The sequence below is a fragment of the Phenylobacterium kunshanense genome (genome assembly GCF_003254525.1).
Lineage (GTDB): Bacteria > Pseudomonadota > Alphaproteobacteria > Caulobacterales > Caulobacteraceae > Phenylobacterium > Phenylobacterium kunshanense.
In genome coordinates this window covers 28403-46089 of the sequence record NZ_QFYS01000013.1, presented here as the reverse complement: position 1 = coordinate 46089, position 17687 = coordinate 28403, and the positions used below count along the sequence as shown (strand labels likewise).

The following is a 17687-nucleotide window of genomic DNA, read 5'->3' as shown; positions in this document are numbered from 1 at the left end:
GCGAGCCTCAGCCCCGCCGGGCGCCGGCGAGCAGAATGCGGATCTGGTCGCGGGCGCGGGCCTGCAGGGCGTCCAGGCTCCAGCCGTCGAAGATCGCCTGCGGGAAGTTGGACAGATAGGTGTCGAACAGCATCCGGCTGCGCAGCTTCACCTCGGCCTCCTGCGACAGTTCGCCGCGCGTGACGGCGTCCGACAGCAGCTCGGTGAACAGGTCTTCGAGCGCCAGCGAGGCCGGCAGGCCGCGCAGCGACGGGCCGCCATCCTTGTCCCACGAGACGCTGAATGCGGCGCGGGCAAGCTGGAGACGCGACTTGTAGAAGGTATAGCCGGCCATGAAGACCTTCAGCAGGGCGTCCTCGACGCCCCGGCCACGAACCGCGGCGTCACGCATGGCGGCGTTCAGGGCCTCCATGTCGTCGACCATGATCTCGCGGAACAGGTCGGACTTGTCGGTGAAATTGGCGAAGACCGCGCCGGTGGACATGCCGGCCGCGGCGGCGATGTCGCGGATGGTGGCGCCTTCGTAGCCTTGCTCGCTGAAGAGGCGGCGGGCGGCCGCAAGAACCTTCAGACGGGTCTGTTGCTTGGCGAGAGCGCGGCGGGTGGGAGCGCGCGCCGGCGTGTCGGCCGCGACCTGATTGGGGGAGATGTGCTTCATTCTTCTCTTGGGCGCCGCCGGAGGGGGAGTCCGGCGAGCATGCTTGGGGGGGGGGGGAGGAACCGGAGAAGCCGAGGCTTTATCACCGGCAATGAACGCGTTCAACTAACTAGTTACACGGGATAACTAACGAGGAGTAACTCATCGCCTGCGACCGGACGCCGAGGCGACCAGGGCTTGCATAATCCCTTATGACGTCAGGTCAACGCCGGCGGACCGAATCCGCCGCGACAAAGCAGCCGATGCTCGTTGAACATGATCGTGAAGCATCAAGTCAAGTTTAAAATATACCCGCGCTTTCCGATAGTCTCGGGCAACGTGGAGGCCTAATCTGCCGTCATGGATTTGTTCGACTACGCGATCTATGCCGCGCTCGCGGCGGTCGCCACGGTGCTGGCGCTTGGGATCTACGCCCTGTTCCGGGGCGGGGATTTCGGGCGCTCGTACTCCAACAAGCTGATGCGCCTGCGCGTACTCACCCAGGCCATCGCCATCGTGGTGCTCGTCGCCGCGGTATGGTGGCGCGGGCAGCACTGACCGCATGGTCACCTTGAACCGCATCTACACCCGCACGGGTGACGCCGGGCAGACCCGTCTGGCCACAGGTCAGCCGGTCAGCAAGACCGACCTGCGCGTCGAGGCCTATGGCGCGGTGGACGAAACCAACGCCTGCGTCGGTTTGGCGCGCATCCATATGGCGGCGGACCCTGAGCTCGACACCATGCTCGGCCGGATCCAGAACGAGCTGTTCGACCTGGGCGCCGATCTCGCAACCCCGCCGAAGCCGGATGAAACCGAAGGCGCCGCCCTGCGCATCCTCGACAGCCAGACCGCGCGGATCGAGGCCGAGATCGACGCGCTGAACGAGGGCCTGCCCGACCTCACGTCGTTCATCCTCCCGGGCGGGACGCCGGCCGCGGCGGCCCTGCATCTCGCGCGGACCGTCTGCCGGCGGGCGGAGCGGGATGCGGTACGGCTGGTCGAGGCGGGCGAAGCGGTCAGCGAGCCCGCCCTGCGCTACCTCAATCGCCTGTCCGACTTCCTCTTCGTGGCGTCACGCCGGGCCAACGGCCAGGGCCGGGACGAGGTGCTCTGGAAGCCCGCCGCGACCCGCTAGGGCCTGGCGACCGGCGGCGCGGCCGCCGGAGCCGGAGCCGTGGGGCGACCGAGCGCCTTCTTCGCTTCCTCGAGTCCCTTCTTGTCGGTGATCACGCGCCCGGTGATGTCCGAGATAAGGATCGGCGTGGCGCACACGCGCTCGGCCGGGTCCCACCACTTCTTCGCCTCGCCGCACTTCTTGGCGGGCATCGCCCAGCCGACCTGCCACACCACGACTCCGACGACGGCGACGGCGAAGACGGCGATGAAGATGAGCTTGAGGCGCTCGATGTTCGCGTTCATGGGCGGCCTTTTACGCAAGGACAGCGGCCATCGCCAGCGGTGTGCGCTGCGGCATCGCGCGGGCGTGCGCGCTTGCAAACCGCCGCCAAACCGCTATTGCCAGCCGGCATTTTTCTTTCCGCAGCAATTTGAGGCGCTAGCAACCCATGAAGGTGTTGGTCCCGGTGAAGCGGGTGATCGATTACAACGTCAAGGCCCGCGTTAAGGCCGATCAGACGGGTGTCGACCTCGCCAACGTCAAGATGTCGATGAATCCCTTCTGCGAGATCGCGGTCGAAGAGGCCGTCCGCCTGAAGGAGAAGGGCGCCGCGACCGAGGTCGTCGCCGTGTCCGTCGGCCCGACCCAGGCGCAGGAAACCCTGCGGACCGCGCTCGCCATGGGCGCCGACCGCGCCATCCTGATCCAGACCGACCAGGACCTCGAGCCGCTGGCCGTCGCCAAGGTGCTGAAGGCCGTCATCGCCGAGGAAGGCCCCCAAGTGGTGCTGATGGGCAAGCAGGCCATCGACGGCGACAACAACGCCACCGGCCAGATGCTGGCGGCCCTGCTCGACTGGCCGCAGGCGGCGTTCGCCTCGGAAGTCGTGATCGAGGGCGGCAAGGCCAAGGTGACCCGCGAGGTCGACGGCGGCCTGCAGACGCTCAACGTGGACCTGCCGGCGGTGGTGACCGCCGACCTGCGCCTCAACGAGCCGCGCTACGCCTCGCTGCCGAACATCATGAAGGCCAAGAAGAAGCCGCTGGACGTGAAGGAGCTGGGTTCGCTCGGCGTCGACACCGCCCCGCGCCTGAAGGTCGTGAAGGTCACCGAGCCGCCGAAGCGCTCGGCCGGCATCAAGGTGGAAACCGCCGCCGACCTCGTCTCCAACCTCAAGACCGCGGGGGTCCTCTAACATGGCCGTTCTCGTCATCGCGGACCACGACAACGCGTCGCTGAAGGACAACACCCACAAGGTGGTGTCGGCCGCCCAGGCCATCGGCGGCGACATCGACATCCTGGTCGCCGGCACGAACACCGCGGCGATCGCGGCTGAGGCCGCCAAGATCGGCGGCGTGCGCAAGGTGCTGACCGCCGAGAGCGACGCTCTGGGCCAGGGCCTGGCCGAGGCCGTCACCGACCTCGTCGTCGGCCTGGCCGGCGGCTACGACGCGATCCTCACGCCCGCCACCACCGCCGGCAAGAACTTCAGCCCGCGCGTCGCCGCGAAGCTGGACGTGTCGCAGATCTCGGATGTCATCGAAGTCGTGTCGGCCGACACCTTCGTGCGCCCGATCTACGCCGGCAACGCGCTGGAAACCGTCCAGTCGTCGGAGCCGAAGAAGGTCCTGACCGTCCGCCCGACCGCCTTCAAGGCGGCCGCGGAAGGCGGCTCGGCCTCGGTCGAGAGCGTGTCCGCTCCCGCCGCCCCGGCCAAGACCCAGTTCGTCGACCAGAAGATCGTCAAGTCGGCCCGCCCGGACCTGGGCGCCGCCAAGATCGTCGTCTCGGGCGGTCGTGCGATGGGCTCTGCCGAGGAGTTCCAGGCGGTCATCGAACCTCTCGCCGACAAGCTCGGCGCGGCGGTCGGCGCTTCGCGCGCCGCGGTGGACGCCGGCTACGCCCCGAACGACTACCAGGTCGGCCAGACCGGCAAGGTCGTGGCGCCGGAGCTCTACATCGCCATCGGCATCTCGGGCGCGATCCAGCACCTGGCCGGCATGAAGGACTCCAAGGTGATCGTCGCGATCAACAAGGATCCGGACGCGCCGATCTTCCAGGTCGCCGACTTCGGCCTGGTGGCCGACTACAAGGCCGCGGTGCCGGAACTGATGAGCGCGCTGGGCTGAGACCCTCGCTTCATCTGCAAGCAGATCGGGGCGGCTCGGCGACGAGCCGCCCCTTTCTTTTGCGCCTGCCATGAAAAAGCGGGCGGCTCCGCCCGGAGCCGCCCGCCGCGATCCGCCGCATTGTGGGGTCTGCGGGGATCAGTTCGCTTTCGCGGTCTCGATCGGAGCCTGGGCGACCGCGACGACAACCTCTGCGCCGATCAGGATGTTTGGCGGCGTGGCCACCTTCAGCCGCCGGAGCGCCTGCGTCGCCTTCTGGTCGGTCTCCAGCGAGCCCGAGGAGGTGACGACCCGCGCGCCGGTCAGCCGGCCATCCGAGTTCACCCGCGCCTTCACGCGCAGTCCTCGACCGGCGTCGACGCCCGCCGCGGCCAGCTCGGCCGTGGCGACCTCGCCGGCCTGCGCCAGGTAGTGGGTGACTTCGCGGGGGGTCGCGTGAGCTGCGCCGCCCAGTCCGAGGGCGACAGCGGCGGACAGAATGAGGGGAAGGGATTTCATTGCCTATATCCTTGTTTTCACACACCATTCAGCAGCGCCGCCGATGGGTGGGATGTAGGACCGCAAGGCCTCCGTCGCGAACGATAGATTTTGCCAGGGGTTGTCAGGCGCGCTAACAACCTGCGCCATGGCCCGCCTGCCGCCGTTCTTCGCCCTGCGCGCCCTCGAGGCCGCCGCCCGCCACCAGAGCTACAGCCGGGCGGCCGAGGAGCTGTCGGTGACCCACGGCGCCGTCAGCCAGCAGATCCGGCGGCTCGAGGCCGAGTTGGGCGCGCGGCTGTTCGAACGGCGCGGCAATGCGATGATCCCGACGCCCGACGCCCACCGCCTCGCGGGCGAGGTGGGGCGCAGTCTCGACGTCCTGAGGAACGCGGTGGCCGAATTCCACGCCGCCGCCGAACGCGACCCTCTGGTGGTCAGCATCGACCCACAGTTCGCCAGCCGCTGGCTGACGCCCCGCCTTCAACGGCTCCTCGTCGATCCGGCCGGCGCGAACCTGGAGCTGAAGGTCGAGGACCGCCGGGCCAATTTCGTCACCGACGGGGTGGACGTCGGCATTCGCTACGGCGCCGGGGTGTGGGACGACGTCGAGACCGCCCGCCTCTTCCGCGAGACGCTGTTCCCGGTCTGCAGTCCGGCCCTGGCCGGCCTGCCCGAGCTCTGCTGCCCCCAGGACCTGCTGAAGGCGCCGCTGCTGCATCACGGCCACCGGCCATGGCGCCTGTGGTTCAACGCCTTCGATCTCGAGCCCCCGCCCCAGAAGGGGCTGGTGTTCGAGGATTCCGTCATGCTGCTCGAGGCGGCGGCGCAGGGCATCGGCGTCGCACTGGGACGCAGCGGACTTGTGGAGCAGGACCTGCGCAGCGGTCGCCTCGTGCGGCCGTTCGAGGGTGGGGTCGCATCCGAGCTGGGCTACTGGGTCGTGTGGCGCGCGGACAGCCGCAAGGCGCGCCGGATCGCCGAACTTCGCGACTGGCTTGTTGCGGAAGCCGCCCTCTACTCAGCCGAGCAGGCCACCCCCTAGGCTGAGCTGTTGCGCCGCAGCAAAGCCCTTGCGGCGCCGCGCCATACACGTGTTAGAAAGCTGCCACGAATTTGAGCGGAAGCCGCTCGGGTGTTTCGAGGCCTGGTCCGAATGGTTGACATCAAGACGGTGGGCGTGATCGGCGCCGGCCAAATGGGTTCGGGCATCGCCCATGTCTGCGCCCTGGGCGGATACGACGTCCTGCTGCACGACGTCAGCCCTGACCGGATCGACCAGGGCATCGCCCAGATCGAGAAGAACATGGTCCGGCAGGTGTCCCGCGGGATCATCTCGGACGAGGCGATGCGGGCCGCCGTCGGCCGGATCAAGGCGGCTCCGGAGCTGCAGACGATCGGGACGACCGACCTCGCCATCGAGGCCGCCACCGAGAACGAAGAGACCAAGAAGGCGATCTTCAAGGCGCTCGGTCCCCACCTGAAGGCCAACACGCTGCTGGCCTCGAACACCTCGTCGATTTCCATCACCCGCCTGGCCTCGGGCACCGACCGCCCGGGCAAGTTCATCGGCCTCCACTTCATGAATCCCGCGCCGGTGATGAAGCTGGTGGAGATCATCCGCGGCATCGCCACCGACGCCGACACCTACGAGACCGCGGTCAATTTCGCCCAGTCGCTGGGCAAGACCACGTCCAACGCCGAGGATTTCCCGGCCTTCATCGTCAACCGCGTGCTGGTGCCGATGATCAACGAGGCGATCTACACGCTGTACGAAGGCGTGGGCACCGTCGACGCCATCGACACCGCGCTGCGGCTCGGCGCCAACCATCCGATGGGGCCGCTCGAACTGGGCGATTTCATTGGGCTCGACACGGTCCTGTCGATCATGAACGTGCTCTACGAAGGGCTCGCGGACTCCAAATACCGGCCCTGCCCGCTGCTGGTGAAGTACGTCGAGGCCGGCTGGCTCGGCCGCAAGACCGGCCGGGGCTTCTACGACTACCGCGGCGACAAGCCCGTTCCGACGCGCTAGGCGCAAACCCGGTCAAGACAGGTCCGATGCGCGGGGTGATCATGCCCCGATGAACGACGTCGGCGCCCCACCCTCCCCAAGTGTTGATCCGCTGGAGCGCGCTCGGCTGCGCATGACGGGCGACCTTGGCCGGGCGCTCTCGCTGGCCGATTGCGCGGCGGCGGCCGGGCTCTCCCCGTATCATTTCTCGCGCCAGTTCGCGGCCCGGTACGGCACATCCCCGATCGCCTACGCGCGCTCGCTCAGGCTGCACGCTGCGGCTGAACGTCTGGCTTCGCAGACGCCGCCCCGCCTCATCGACCTGGCGCTCGACTGTGGGTTCGACACCCAGGAAGGCTTCACCCGCGCTTTCGCCCGAGCTTTCGGCGTCACGCCCGGCCGCTTCCAGAGAGGCGCGCGCCCGGTTCCATCAGAGAGCCCCCCGATGCCCTCAGGTCTCGATGCCCTTCCGACGCTCATCCAGGCTGACGGCCCGGAGCGCATGCCCGCCCTGCGGATCGCCGGGCTGTCCCAGATCTTTGAAGAGGCCACCAAGGCCGGCATACCGGCCCTGTGGGGGCGCCTCTTCGCGCACCCCGCGCTTGCCGGCTGGACAGGAGGCCAGACGTTCGGCGTCTGCGCCGCGATTGGCGAAGGGTCCGGCGACATGCGATACATGGCGGGCCTGGAGGCGGCGGGTGGGGAGCCCGCCCCGCCCGGTCTTGAGTTCATTGAGCTGCCATCCCGCGACTATCTGATCTTCACGCTCGAAACCCAGGGTCCGGACCTACACGCACAGATGCAGGCCGCCGCCCGCGAGATCTGGGGCCAGCGCCTTCCACGGACGGGCCTTCGGCTTGCCCGTGCGCCCGACCTGGAGGTCTATCCGCCTGGCTTCGATCCGAGCCGGGCCGGCGCGACGATCGCATGGTGGATTCCCGTCGAGCCATGAGCGCAACCAGAACGCGCGAACCTTCCCCCATTCCGGGTAACTCAGCGTCCAGCTTCGCTACGTAACCCCAGCCTTAATGCTTCCCTAAGCCGGCTCTGGCGTTACCAATACGTCAGGGCACGACGCTCGAGGGCGCGTCGTTGCGGAGGAGGCGGTTCGAGCAGACGCATGAAGGCCAGGAAGAGCCGGGCGGCGTTGCGGGACGCCACCAGACCCGGCCAGGCGAAGTCGAGCGCTCAAGGGGACCACGATCCACTTGCGGTGGTGACCGACAGGTCGCGTCTGCAGTGGGCGCTGGAAGCCTATGTCCGCTCGACCCGAGCCCTCATTCACTTCAAGGGGGTCGAGGAACTCGTCGATCAGGTCTGCGAGGCTATCGTCCAGGACGGGCGATATCTGATCGCCGCCGTCGGCCTCACCGCATCGGCCAAGGACCAGCCGGTCAGGATCATATCGGCCGCCGGCGTGGCCACGGGCTACGTCGAGGGCCTGCAGCTCAGCGCCTCATCGACCGCGGTCAGCGGCTCGGGACCCACGGGCCACTCCATGCGCAGCGGCAAGCCATACGTCATGCGCGATGCGCTCATCGACCCCATGTTCGAGCCCTGGCGCGAGCGGGCGGCGGGATACGGGATCCGGTCCAGCGTGACCGTCCCCCTCAGCATCAATGGTGAGCTGCGGGGCGTGCTGCTCGTCTACGCGAGGGAGCCTGACGCCTTCGGCGATCAGGAACTGGGCCTGTTCGAGGAACTGGCCGGCGAGCTGTCATTCGCCCTATCGGTCAGCGACGACCGGAGCCGGCTGGCGAGTGCGGCTCGCGACTACAAGCTGCTGGCCGACCACTCCAGCGACATCATCATCCGGTTCAGCCTCGACGATCGGGTCCTCTACGTCTCCCCGTCGGTCGCCCAGCTCGGGTACGCCCCGGAAGAGATCGTCGATCGCTCGCCCCTCTGCCTCGTCCATCCCGACGATCGCGATCTGGCGTCCGCGCGCGTGAGCGAGCTCGCCTGTGACCCCGAAGACAGCGCAGCCCCCCTCCGCGTTCGCCTCCGCCATGCCAACGGGGCCTGGCTCTGGTTCGAGGGCAGTCCCCAGCTCGTGCGCGACGACGAAGGCTCCGCGGGCGAAGGCGTCGTCACCCTCCGCGACATCACCGAGCGGCGGGCCATGGAGCGGGAGCTGCGGCGACGTCAGGGCGAGGCCGAAGCCGGCATCCGGGCCAAGTCGGAGTTCCTGGCCAACATGAGCCACGAGATCCGGACTCCGCTGACCGCCATCGTGGGCTTCGCCGACCTCCTGCGTGAGTCGGCCACGCTCCAGGCCACCGAGCGGGGCTACGCGAACCGTATCGCCGTCGCCGCCCAGTCGCTGCAGACGATGGTGGACCAGATCCTCGACTTCTCGAACGTCGACGCCGGTCGGATCGAGCTGGACCCGCAACCGTTCGACCCCGCCGGGCTCGGGGCGACGGTCGTCGACATGTTCCTGGACGTGGCGCGGGCCAAGGGCGTGGACCTCAGCGCCACGGCGCCCAACGGCCTGCCGCCGGCCGTGGTAGCCGACAGCGGGCGCATCCGGCAGGTCCTGCTGAACATCGTCGACAACGCCCTGAAATTCACCGAGCGCGGCGCGGTCACGATCGCCATCACCCACGACCATGAGGCCGGAGGCACCCTTCGGTTCGCGGTCCGCGATTCCGGTATCGGCATCCCTGCCGAGCGGGCGGCGCAACTCTTCGAACGGTTCTCCCAGCTCGACGGCTCCGTCACCCGGCGGCATGGCGGCACGGGCCTGGGCCTGGCGATCTGCCGAAGCCTGGTGGAACGGATGGGCGGACAGATCGGGTACTCGAGCCAACCGGGCGCGGGGTCCACGTTCTGGTTCGCCGTCCCCGCTCCCATCGCCGCACCGGCGGCTACCGCCCAGGCGGAGACGGCGCCGGAGCCCGAAAGCCCTCAGCGTCCGCGCGTGCTGATCGTCGACGATGCGCCGGTCAACTGCGAGCTCGTGGGCGCGATGCTGGAAGCGGCCGGATACGAGGTGACGTTCGCCTACGACGGCGCCGAAGCGGTGGAGACGGCGGGCGCTGCGACGTACGACCTGATCCTGATGGACATGCAGATGCCCGTCATGGACGGGCCCTCGGCCGCCCGCGCGATCCGCGGCGCCGGCGGGCCCAACGCCGATACGCCGATCGTCGCCGTCAGCGCCAATGTGCTGCCGATGCATGTCCACGCCTGCCTGGAGGCGGGGATGGACGATCACATCCCGAAGCCGATCGCCACCCACACGCTGATGACCAAGGTGTCCCACTGGGTCGGGCGGGCGCACGCCGCCTGAGCCGGCGGAACGGCCGCTCGTCCCAGAAACTTCGCACCGGGTGTCGGCCTCTGGCATCCTCGTCCGTCCTGGGATCGAACGAGGAGGCCTCCCCATGCTTTACGCCCTGCTCTGCTACAATGACGAGGACGTCGTCTGGAACTGGGACAAGAAGCAGGACGACGAGGTCATGGCCCGGCTCGCCGTGGTGCGCGAGCGCCTGGAACGCACCGGAAAGATGGGGCCGTCGCTTCGGCTCCTGCCCACGACGGCGGCCACCACGTTCCGCAAGAGCGATCCGCCCCTGGTGATCGACGGCCCGTTCGCCGAGACGAAGGAACAGCTCCTCGGATTCTACATCCTGGACGTCACCCACCTGGAGGAAGCGCTCCAGATCGCCCGCGACCTGGGCGAGGCCAATCCGGGCGGCGCATACGAGATCCGACCGCTGGCGGTCTACAATCCCGGCGGGGGCGCGTTCACCCCGGGGGCGGTGCCCGCCGAGGTGTCCTGAGATGACCGACCCGGCCTGGATCAACGCGGCGATCACGGCCGCGCGCCCCCAGGCCGTGGGCGCGCTGCTACGGTACTTCCGCGACCTAGACACGGCGGAGGAGGCGTTCCAGGACGCCTGCCTGAGGGCGCTCAACAACTGGCCGAAGAACGGCCCGCCGCGCGATCCCGCCGCCTGGCTGATCATGGTCGGCCGGAACGCTGCGCTCGACGGCGTCCGCAAGCGGTCGCGCCAGACCGAGCTCCCGCCCGAGGAGGTCCTTTCCGACCTGGATGACGCCGAGACGCGCGTCGCGGACCGGATCGACGCGAGGGACTACCGCGACGACGTCCTTCGCCTGCTGTTCATCTGCTGCCACCCCGACCTGCCTCCGACGCAGCAGATCGCCCTCGCCCTGCGCATCGTCTCGGGCCTGTCGGTCAGGCAGATCGCGCGGGCCTTCCTCGTCTCGGAAGCGGCGATGGAGCAGCGGATCACCCGGGCCAAACGACTGGTCGCCGCCGGTGACGCCGAATTCGAGACTCCGGGTCCGGCGGAGCGGGCCGAGCGGCTCGCCGCCGTCATGGCCATGCTCTACCTGGTCTTCAACGAGGGGTATTCGGCCGCCGACAACCCGGATCGGGCCGAGCTGTGCGCCGAGGCGATCCGCCTGACGCGCCTGCTGCTGCGCCTTTACCAGACCGAGCCCGAAGTCATGGGCCTCCTCGCCCTCATGCTGGTCCAGCACGCCCGCACCCCGGCCCGTTTCGACGCCGAGGGCGAGGTCGTCCTGCTCGACGACCAGGATCGTCGCCTCTGGGACCGCGAGATGATCGCCGAGGGGCTCGCCCTGATCGACAAGGCCATGCGCCATCGCCGTCCGGGCGCCTACCAGGTCCAGGCCGCCATCGCCGCTCTCCATGCCAGAGCGGCCACGCCGGCGGAGACCGATTGGCTTCAGATCGACCGGCTGTATGCGACGCTCGAGCGGCTGACCCCGTCGCCGGTGGTGACGCTCAACCGGGCGGTCGCGGTCAGCAAGACGGCTGGGGCGCAGGCCGCCCTGGAGATGGTGGCTCCGCTCGCCGAGCGCCTGGCCGGCTATTTCCATTTCCATGGGCTGGTGGGCGCGCTGAACCTGGAACTGGGCCGATCGGAGGCCGCCCGCACCGCCTTCGACAAGGCGATCGCCCTTGCCAACACCCCAGCAGAGGCCGCCCACATCCGCCAGCATCTGGATCGCCTGCAGTCCGAACACGCCCGCGGCCCGGTCTGAGCCGAGGATTTTTCGTGGCGCCTGTCGGAATTGCGGCGCTCCGGTCGTCCTCAGGCCAGCAAGCCATTCAGGAGATCGCCATGTCGGAAGCGCTCGCAGCGGAAATGCCCAATGTCGCCGTGAAAGGCGGGGTCGTTCCCTACCTCTCGATCGACGGCGCCATGAAGGCGGCCGCGTTCTACGCCAAGGCCTTCGGCGGCGAGACGGTCGCGGCCTATCCGCCAGACGAGAAGGGGCGGACGATGCACGTCCACCTCTACGTCAACGGCAGTTCGGTCATGCTCGCCGACTTCTACCCGGAGCACGGCCACGCCTACGAGAAGCCCCAGGCCTTCAGCCTGAACATCCAGGTGGACGACATCGAGGCCTGGTGGAAGCGGGCGATCGACGCCGGCTGCACCCCCGTGACGCCGCCGCAGAGGATGTTCTGGGGCGACATCTACGCCCAGCTCGCCGACCCGTTCGGCGTCCAGTGGTCGATGAACCAGCCCGGCGCCTGAGGCGACGACTGCAGCGCCCGCTGCCGGCTCCTCCCCGTCGGCCGCGGGCGCTGCTCCCGATTCGGCGTTAACCAAACCCCAATCGGCCGCATGGTTAATGAATTCGACGGCCCCGAGGTCCGCGTGGATACTCGGGGTGATTCGGAACGGGATCCATGCGGCGGCTTACCCTCGCGCTCCTCTGTGCGACCTACCTGTGCCTTTCGCTGATCGCAGCGCTGAGCCTGTGGCGTAACGGCTTCGGCGGCGGCGTCGCCGTGTCGGCGTTCCTGGGCGGGCTGGGCCTCTGCTTGGCCTCCCACGGCATGATCATGCGGATGCTGGAGATGCGCGAGCTGCGCGGCGAGGTCGAGGCCGTGCGCGACGCCCACCGCATCCTGCTGGACCAGGTCGAACGCATCGACGGCCGGGTGGTCCAGGTGGCCAAGATCGTCGAAGCCGACGTCTCGCGCTCGGCCGAGCTGACCGACGAGGTCCACCTGCTGGAGAAGCTGGTCCACAAGCTGACCCGCCGGTTCGACGAACAGCCCCAGGTCGCCCCCTACCTCGCCGCCCGCGGCGGCCATGACGTCCGCGGCCACGAGGGTCGCCGGCCACAGAGCCTGATGGAGGTGGTGCGCGAGGCCCTGACCCAGGGCCGGGTCGACCTCTACCTGCAGCCGGTCATGGCCCTGCCCCAGCGCAAGACCGTCTTCTACGAAAGCTATTCGCGCCTCCGCGACGCCACCGGCCAGGTGATCATGCCGGCCGAGTACCTGGCCGTGGCCGAGCCGAACGGCCTGGTCACCGCCATCGACAATCTGCTGCTGTTCCGCTGCGTGCAGATCGTCCGCCGGCTGGCCCGCCAGGACCGCCGCGTCGGCATCTTCTGCAACATCTCGATGGCCAGCCTGTCGGACGACGAGTTCTTCCCGCAGTTCCTCGACCTGCTGCGCGCCAACCGCGATCTCGCCCCGGCGCTGATCTTCGAGGTGGGCCAGGCCGCTTTCGAGGCCCGCAACGGCGTCGCGGCCCGCAACATGGCCCGGCTGGCCGACCTCGGCTTCCGCTTCAGCCTGGACAAGGTGACCAACCTCGACCTCGACCTGCAGGACCTGTCCCGCGCCGACGTGAAGTTCGTGAAGATCGGCGCCCAGACGCTTCTGGACGAGCTCACCGAGGTCGAGGACCGCCTGGTCCTGCGTTCGATGCCCGACCTCGCCGCCGAGGACTTCGCCCTGCTGATGCGCCGCTACGGCGTCGACCTGATCGCCGAGAAGGTCGAGAACGAACGCCAGGTGGTGGACATCCTCGACCTCGATATCCAGTTCGGCCAGGGCCACCTGTTCGGCGAGCCCCGGGCGATCAAGGAGGCCGTGCTGGCCGAGACCGGCGCCCCGCCGGCCTCCACCGTGGTCCAGATGCCCCAGCGCCGGGCCGCCTTCGGCTGACGCATTGACGCGGGCGCGGGCGGCCGATACCGCCCCGCCATGACCTCCCCGACCAAGATCTCAGGGCTCGCAGAGCTCGCGCCCCGCTACGACGTGCTGCTGTGCGACGTCTGGGGCGTCATCCACAACGGCCGGGAGAGCTTCCCCGCCGCCTGCGCCGCCCTGGCCCGCTTCCGGGCCGAGGTGGGCCCGGTGATCCTGATCTCCAACGCGCCCCGGCCACATCCGCCGATCGTCGAACAGCTCGACAGCCTGGCCGTCCCACGCGAGGCCTACACCCAGCTCATCACCTCCGGCGACGCCACCCGACTGCTGCTGAGCGAACGGGCGCCCGGCAAGGTGTGGAAGGTCGGCCCCGACCGCGACTGGCCGCTCTATGCCGGCATCGACCTGCAGGAGGCGGGCCCCGCGGAGGCCGACTTCGTCTCCGTCACCGGCCCCTACGACGACGAGACCGAGGAGCCGGCCGACTATCGCGAACGCCTGATCCTCTGCGCCGACCGAAAGCTCGACCTGATCTGCGCCAACCCGGACATCGTGGTCCAGCGGGGCGACAAGCTGATCTACTGCGGCGGCGCCCTGGCCCAGCTCTACGAGAGCCTGGGCGGCCGGGCCGTCATGGCGGGCAAGCCCTACCAGCCGATCTACGACATGGCCCTGGCCGCGGCGGAGACCGCCCTCGGCCGCGCCGTCGACCGGTCCCGCGTGCTGTGCGTCGGCGACGGCCTGCCCACCGACGTGCGCGGCGCCAACGCGCGCGGGCTCGACGTCCTCTTCGTCGCCAACGGCATCCATGGCGGCGAGACCGTGGGACCCGACGGCCTCAACGAGGTGATCGTCGCCGACCTCATGCGGCAGGAAGGCCTGAAAGCAGACTGGGCCATCGCCGATCTGGTCTGGTAGGCATCGGACAAGGCCAGGCTTCGACCAGGCCGCCAATCTGCCGGAGGGGAGCCGGGTGCAGGGATTCTATTTCGACGAGCTGACGGTGGGCCAGATGGCCGAGACCAGCCGCGTGGTCGGCGCCGCCGACATCGAGGCCTTCGCCGAGGTGTCGGGCGACCACAATCCGGTCCACCTCGACGAGGACTACGCCAAGACCACGCCCTTCGGCGAACGCATCGCCCACGGCATGCTGTCGGCGTCGTTCATTTCGGCGCTGATCGCCGGCAAGCTGCCAGGCGCCGGCGCGATCTACCTGTCGCAGTCGCTGCGGTTCCGCCGGCCGGTGAAGATCGGCGACCTCGTCGTCACCCGCGTGACCGTGAAGTCGCTGGACGAAGGCAAGGCGCATGTGGTCCTGGACACCGTGTGCGAAGTGAACGGCAAGACGGTGATCGACGGCGAAGCCCTCATCATCGCCCCCAGAAGGCCGAAATGAAGCGTATCCGGGTCATCCGCGGCTGGAAGGACCTGCCCCAGGGCGATCGTGGGGCGGCCCTCGCCATGGGCAATTTCGACGGCGTCCACCGCGGCCACCAGCAGGTGATCGAACTCGCGCACCGCGCCGCGACCGACCTGGGCTCTCCGCTGGGCGTGATCACCTTCGACCCGCACCCGCGCGTCTATTTCCGGCCTGACGAGCCGGCCTTCCGCCTGATGAAGACCGACCAGCAGGCCCGGGCGCTGGAGAAGCTGAACGTCGACATCCTCTACGTCCTGCCGCTGGACGCCGAACTGGCCAACATGACCGATCGCGAGTTCGCCGAGCAGGTCCTGCACCAGGGCCTGGGCGCGCGCCACGTGGCGGTCGGGTTCGACAACTCCTTCGGCAAGGGCCGGTCCGGCACCCCCGACACCATGCGCCAGTACGGCGGCGAACTGGGCTTCGGCGTCTCGGTGGCCGCGCCGGTCGGCGACGGCTCGGGCGACAAGTTCTCCTCGACCGGCGTGCGCGACGCCCTGCGCGACGGCCGCCCCGACCTGGCCGCCGAGATCCTGGGCCGCCCCTTCGCCATCGAGGGCCCGGTCCAGCGGGGCCGCCAGCTCGGCCGCAAGCTGGGCTTCCCCACCGCCAACGTCGACCTCGGGGACTACGTCACGCCCCGCTTCGGCGTCTACGCCACCCGCACGCGCCTGTCCGACGGGCGCGAGTTCGCCGGCGTCGCCAACATCGGGGTCAACCCCACCGTCACCGGCGTCACCAAGCCCCTGCTCGAGGTCTGGCTGTTCGACTTCGACGAGGACATCTACGACCGGATCATCGAGACCGACCTGATCGCCTTCCTGCGGCCCGAGGAGAAGTTCGGGAACCTGGAGCTGATGACCGAGCAGGTGATGAAGGACGCCGAACGGGCGAAGGCGATCCTGAGCGTCTAGATCGCCGCGACGAGGTCGGGGCGGCGCGCCACCTCGGCGACCGAATATCGGTCCAGCACGGCGAAGAACGCAGCGCGGGCCTCGGCGAGCGCGCCGGTCAGCCGGCAGCTGCCCGCCAGGATGCAGTTCCCGCAATCCACCATCGGACAGTCGTCCTCGGTCGCGCGCACCACCTCGCCGACCGAGATCGCCTCCGCCGGCCGGGCGAGCCGGATACCGCCGCCCCGTCCGCGCACGGTCGTGAGGAAACCCCGGCGGCCGAGGTCCTGCACCACCTTCATCAGGTGGTTCTCCGAAATCCCATAGGCCGCGGCCACCTCGGCGATCGACCACAGCCGGTCCGGCGTCGAGGCGAGGTGCATCAGCACCCGCAGGGCGAAGTCTGTGTAGCGGGTCAGCTTCATGGAGAACCGGGCCCCTTATGCACCATCTCCGGCCGGGTCACCTCCGGTCCGATACGGAGTTGGCCCGGGTTAGCATCTAATAGAGGTATCCGCCGTACATCTTTAAGCCCCTCGCCGCGCGGCGGGGTCCGCAACGAGGGAACAGACCGACAGATGCCTACGCCGCTCTCCGCCGAGACCATCGCTACCGTCAAGGCCACCGTTCCGGCCCTCCAGGCCAACGGCCTGGCGATCACCCAGACCATGTATGGACACCTGTTCAAGAACGAGGAGATCCGCGATCTCTTCAACCAGTCGCACCAGGGCGCCGAGGGCGGCCAGCCGCGGGCGCTGGCCGGCGCGATCATCGCCTACGCCCAGAACATCGACAATCTCGGCGCCCTCACCTCGGCGGTCGAGCGCATCGCCCAGCGGCACGCAGGGCTCAACATCCTGCCCGAGCACTATCCGCACGTGGCCACCGCCCTGCTGCAGGCGATCCGCGACGTCCTGGGCGAGGCGGCCAACGACGCCGTGCTGAACGCCTGGGGCGAGGCCTACTGGTTCCTCGCCGAGATCCTGATCGGCCGCGAGGCCCAGATCTACCGCGAGGTCGCGACGGCTCCGGGCGGCTGGATGGGCTGGCGCGACTTCACCGTCGAGCGGGTCGAGCGCGAAAGCGAGATCATCAAGTCGTTCTACCTGCACCCCACCGACGGCGGGAAAGTGCTGCGTCACAAGCCGGGCCAGTTCCTGACCTTCAAGCTCGACCTGCCCGGCCATGGCCTGCTGAAGCGCAACTACTCCATCTCCAGCGCGCCCAGCGACGAGGGCTACCGGATCAGCATCAAGCGCGAGCCCGCGCCCGCGGACCGGCCCGACGCGCCGGCCGGCATCGCGTCGAACTGGTTCCATGACGAGGTGGGCGTCGGCACGGTCCTGCAGGTGGCCCCGCCCGCCGGCGAATTCGTCCTCGACACCGCCGGCAGCCCGGTCGTGCTGCTCAGCGGCGGGGTTGGACTGACGCCGCTGGTCAGCATGCTCGAGGCGCTGGCCGCCGCCGGCGAGCGTCCGCCGACCTGGTTCGTGCACGGGACCCAGAACAGCCGGGTCCACGCCATGGCCGAACGCGTCCGCGACCTCGCCGCCCGCACCGCCGACATCCAGCTCGCCGCCTTCTACGCCGAGCCCACGCCGGGCTGCGTCCGCGGCGAGCACTACGACGAACAGGGGTTCATCACCGTCGACTGGCTGAAGGCCAACACCCCCTTCGAACAGGCGGTCTTCTATCTCTGCGGTCCCAAGCCGTTCCTGCGGGCCCTGGTCTCCGGGCTCGCCGCCGAAGGCGTGGATGCGGCGCGCATCCGCTACGAGTTCTTCGGTCCCACCGATGAGGTTCTGGCCGCTTGATCCCCTTGCGGTCATTCCTGGATGCGGCGGGGCTCGCCTCGCCGCATCTTTTTTTCTGACCACATGGCAGGCCACCGCATGTGACGTGCAGGCCGGGGATGACGCCCCGCGCCCGCTCTGTTAGAGCCACCGGCATGTTTTCGGTTCGGACGAGCGCGCGAATTACCCGCCCGGCGTGACGCCGCCGGACGGTTTCGATCCAGCGCGCGCCGGGTTTTCCCGCCC

20 protein-coding genes are annotated in these 17687 nt (G+C 69.0%); 16 read left to right on the top strand and 4 right to left on the bottom strand.

Going from position 1 to position 17687, the window contains the following annotated elements; all coding sequences use genetic code 11:
* Positions 1 to 7: 7 nt before the first annotated feature.
* On the bottom strand, positions 8 to 658 hold the full coding sequence (locus DJ019_RS19925) for a TetR/AcrR family transcriptional regulator (RefSeq protein ID WP_111278506.1): 651 nt from the start codon (positions 656 to 658) through the stop codon (positions 8 to 10).
* A gap of 339 nt (positions 659 to 997) precedes the next feature.
* Between DJ019_RS19925 and DJ019_RS19920 the strand changes: the two genes are divergently transcribed.
* Both DJ019_RS19920 and DJ019_RS19915 read left to right on the top strand, forming a co-directional pair.
* Positions 998 to 1195, top strand: a complete 198-nt coding sequence (locus DJ019_RS19920) for a twin transmembrane helix small protein (protein ID WP_111278504.1) — start codon at positions 998 to 1000, stop codon at positions 1193 to 1195.
* A gap of 4 nt (positions 1196 to 1199) precedes the next feature.
* The gene (locus DJ019_RS19915; protein ID WP_111278502.1) at positions 1200 to 1775 is read left to right on the top strand and encodes a cob(I)yrinic acid a,c-diamide adenosyltransferase; all 576 of its coding nucleotides are present in this window, start codon (positions 1200 to 1202) and stop codon (positions 1773 to 1775) included.
* On the opposite strand, the gene DJ019_RS19910 is transcribed toward DJ019_RS19915, so the two are convergent.
* On the bottom strand, positions 1772 to 2059 hold the full coding sequence (locus DJ019_RS19910; RefSeq protein WP_111278499.1) for a hypothetical protein: 288 nt from the start codon (positions 2057 to 2059) through the stop codon (positions 1772 to 1774). The two genes, DJ019_RS19915 and DJ019_RS19910, sit on opposite strands and share 4 nt — an antisense overlap.
* Positions 2060 to 2205: 146 nt before the next feature.
* On the opposite strand from DJ019_RS19910, the gene DJ019_RS19905 reads away from it, so the two are divergent.
* Both DJ019_RS19905 and DJ019_RS19900 read left to right on the top strand, forming a co-directional pair.
* Positions 2206 to 2952, top strand: coding sequence for an electron transfer flavoprotein subunit beta/FixA family protein (locus tag DJ019_RS19905; protein ID WP_111278495.1), 747 nt, complete (start codon positions 2206 to 2208; stop codon positions 2950 to 2952).
* Between the two features lies 1 nt (position 2953).
* Positions 2954 to 3886 (top strand): electron transfer flavoprotein subunit alpha/FixB family protein, encoded by a 933-nt coding sequence (locus DJ019_RS19900; protein WP_111278493.1) that lies wholly within the window; start codon positions 2954 to 2956, stop codon positions 3884 to 3886.
* 138 nt (positions 3887 to 4024) lie between these two features.
* On the opposite strand, the gene DJ019_RS19895 is transcribed toward DJ019_RS19900, so the two are convergent.
* Positions 4025 to 4384, bottom strand: coding sequence for an energy transducer TonB family protein (locus DJ019_RS19895; protein ID WP_111278490.1), 360 nt, complete (start codon positions 4382 to 4384; stop codon positions 4025 to 4027).
* Between the two features lie 127 nt (positions 4385 to 4511).
* Between DJ019_RS19895 and gcvA the strand changes: the two genes are divergently transcribed.
* The 11 genes from gcvA (at position 4512) to DJ019_RS19840 (ending at position 15669) form a co-directional block, all read left to right on the top strand.
* Entirely contained in the window at positions 4512 to 5408 is an 897-nt protein-coding gene (gene gcvA, locus DJ019_RS19890) for a transcriptional regulator GcvA (RefSeq protein ID WP_111278488.1), read from the top strand.
* A 111-nt stretch (positions 5409 to 5519) separates the two neighbouring features.
* Entirely contained in the window at positions 5520 to 6398 is an 879-nt protein-coding gene (locus DJ019_RS19885) for a 3-hydroxybutyryl-CoA dehydrogenase (RefSeq protein ID WP_111278485.1), read from the top strand.
* A gap of 49 nt (positions 6399 to 6447) precedes the next feature.
* A complete protein-coding gene (locus DJ019_RS19880; RefSeq protein WP_111278483.1) occupies positions 6448 to 7329 on the top strand; it encodes a helix-turn-helix domain-containing protein in 882 nt (293 codons plus the stop codon).
* Between the two features lie 168 nt (positions 7330 to 7497).
* Positions 7498 to 9672: an ATP-binding protein gene (locus tag DJ019_RS19875; RefSeq protein ID WP_111278480.1), complete on the top strand. Its 2175-nt coding sequence runs from the start codon at positions 7498 to 7500 to the stop codon at positions 9670 to 9672.
* A gap of 94 nt (positions 9673 to 9766) precedes the next feature.
* Positions 9767 to 10165 (top strand): YciI family protein, encoded by a 399-nt coding sequence (locus DJ019_RS19870; protein WP_111278477.1) that lies wholly within the window; start codon positions 9767 to 9769, stop codon positions 10163 to 10165.
* Between the two features lies 1 nt (position 10166).
* On the top strand, positions 10167 to 11420 hold the full coding sequence (locus DJ019_RS19865; RefSeq protein ID WP_111278474.1) for an RNA polymerase sigma factor: 1254 nt from the start codon (positions 10167 to 10169) through the stop codon (positions 11418 to 11420).
* Between the two features lie 80 nt (positions 11421 to 11500).
* Entirely contained in the window at positions 11501 to 11920 is a 420-nt protein-coding gene (locus tag DJ019_RS19860; protein ID WP_111278470.1) for a VOC family protein, read from the top strand.
* Positions 11921 to 12075: 155 nt separating this feature from the next.
* Positions 12076 to 13350 (top strand): flagella assembly cyclic-di-GMP phosphodiesterase TipF, encoded by a 1275-nt coding sequence (tipF, locus tag DJ019_RS19855; protein ID WP_111278466.1) that lies wholly within the window; start codon positions 12076 to 12078, stop codon positions 13348 to 13350.
* Positions 13351 to 13389: 39 nt separating this feature from the next.
* On the top strand, positions 13390 to 14253 hold the full coding sequence (locus DJ019_RS19850; RefSeq protein WP_111278463.1) for a TIGR01459 family HAD-type hydrolase: 864 nt from the start codon (positions 13390 to 13392) through the stop codon (positions 14251 to 14253).
* A 55-nt stretch (positions 14254 to 14308) separates the two neighbouring features.
* Positions 14309 to 14731 (top strand): MaoC family dehydratase, encoded by a 423-nt coding sequence (locus DJ019_RS19845; protein ID WP_205854217.1) that lies wholly within the window; start codon positions 14309 to 14311, stop codon positions 14729 to 14731.
* A complete protein-coding gene (locus DJ019_RS19840) occupies positions 14728 to 15669 on the top strand; it encodes a bifunctional riboflavin kinase/FAD synthetase (RefSeq protein WP_111278459.1) in 942 nt (313 codons plus the stop codon). Before DJ019_RS19845 ends, DJ019_RS19840 begins: the two co-directional genes overlap by 4 nt.
* Here the strand turns inward: DJ019_RS19840 and DJ019_RS19835 are convergent.
* Entirely contained in the window at positions 15666 to 16073 is a 408-nt protein-coding gene (locus tag DJ019_RS19835) for an RrF2 family transcriptional regulator (RefSeq protein WP_111278456.1), read from the bottom strand. The two genes, DJ019_RS19840 and DJ019_RS19835, sit on opposite strands and share 4 nt — an antisense overlap.
* Positions 16074 to 16226: 153 nt before the next feature.
* Between DJ019_RS19835 and hmpA the strand changes: the two genes are divergently transcribed.
* Positions 16227 to 17462, top strand: coding sequence for an NO-inducible flavohemoprotein (gene hmpA / locus DJ019_RS19830; RefSeq protein WP_111278453.1), 1236 nt, complete (start codon positions 16227 to 16229; stop codon positions 17460 to 17462).
* Positions 17463 to 17687: the final 225 nt, after the last annotated feature.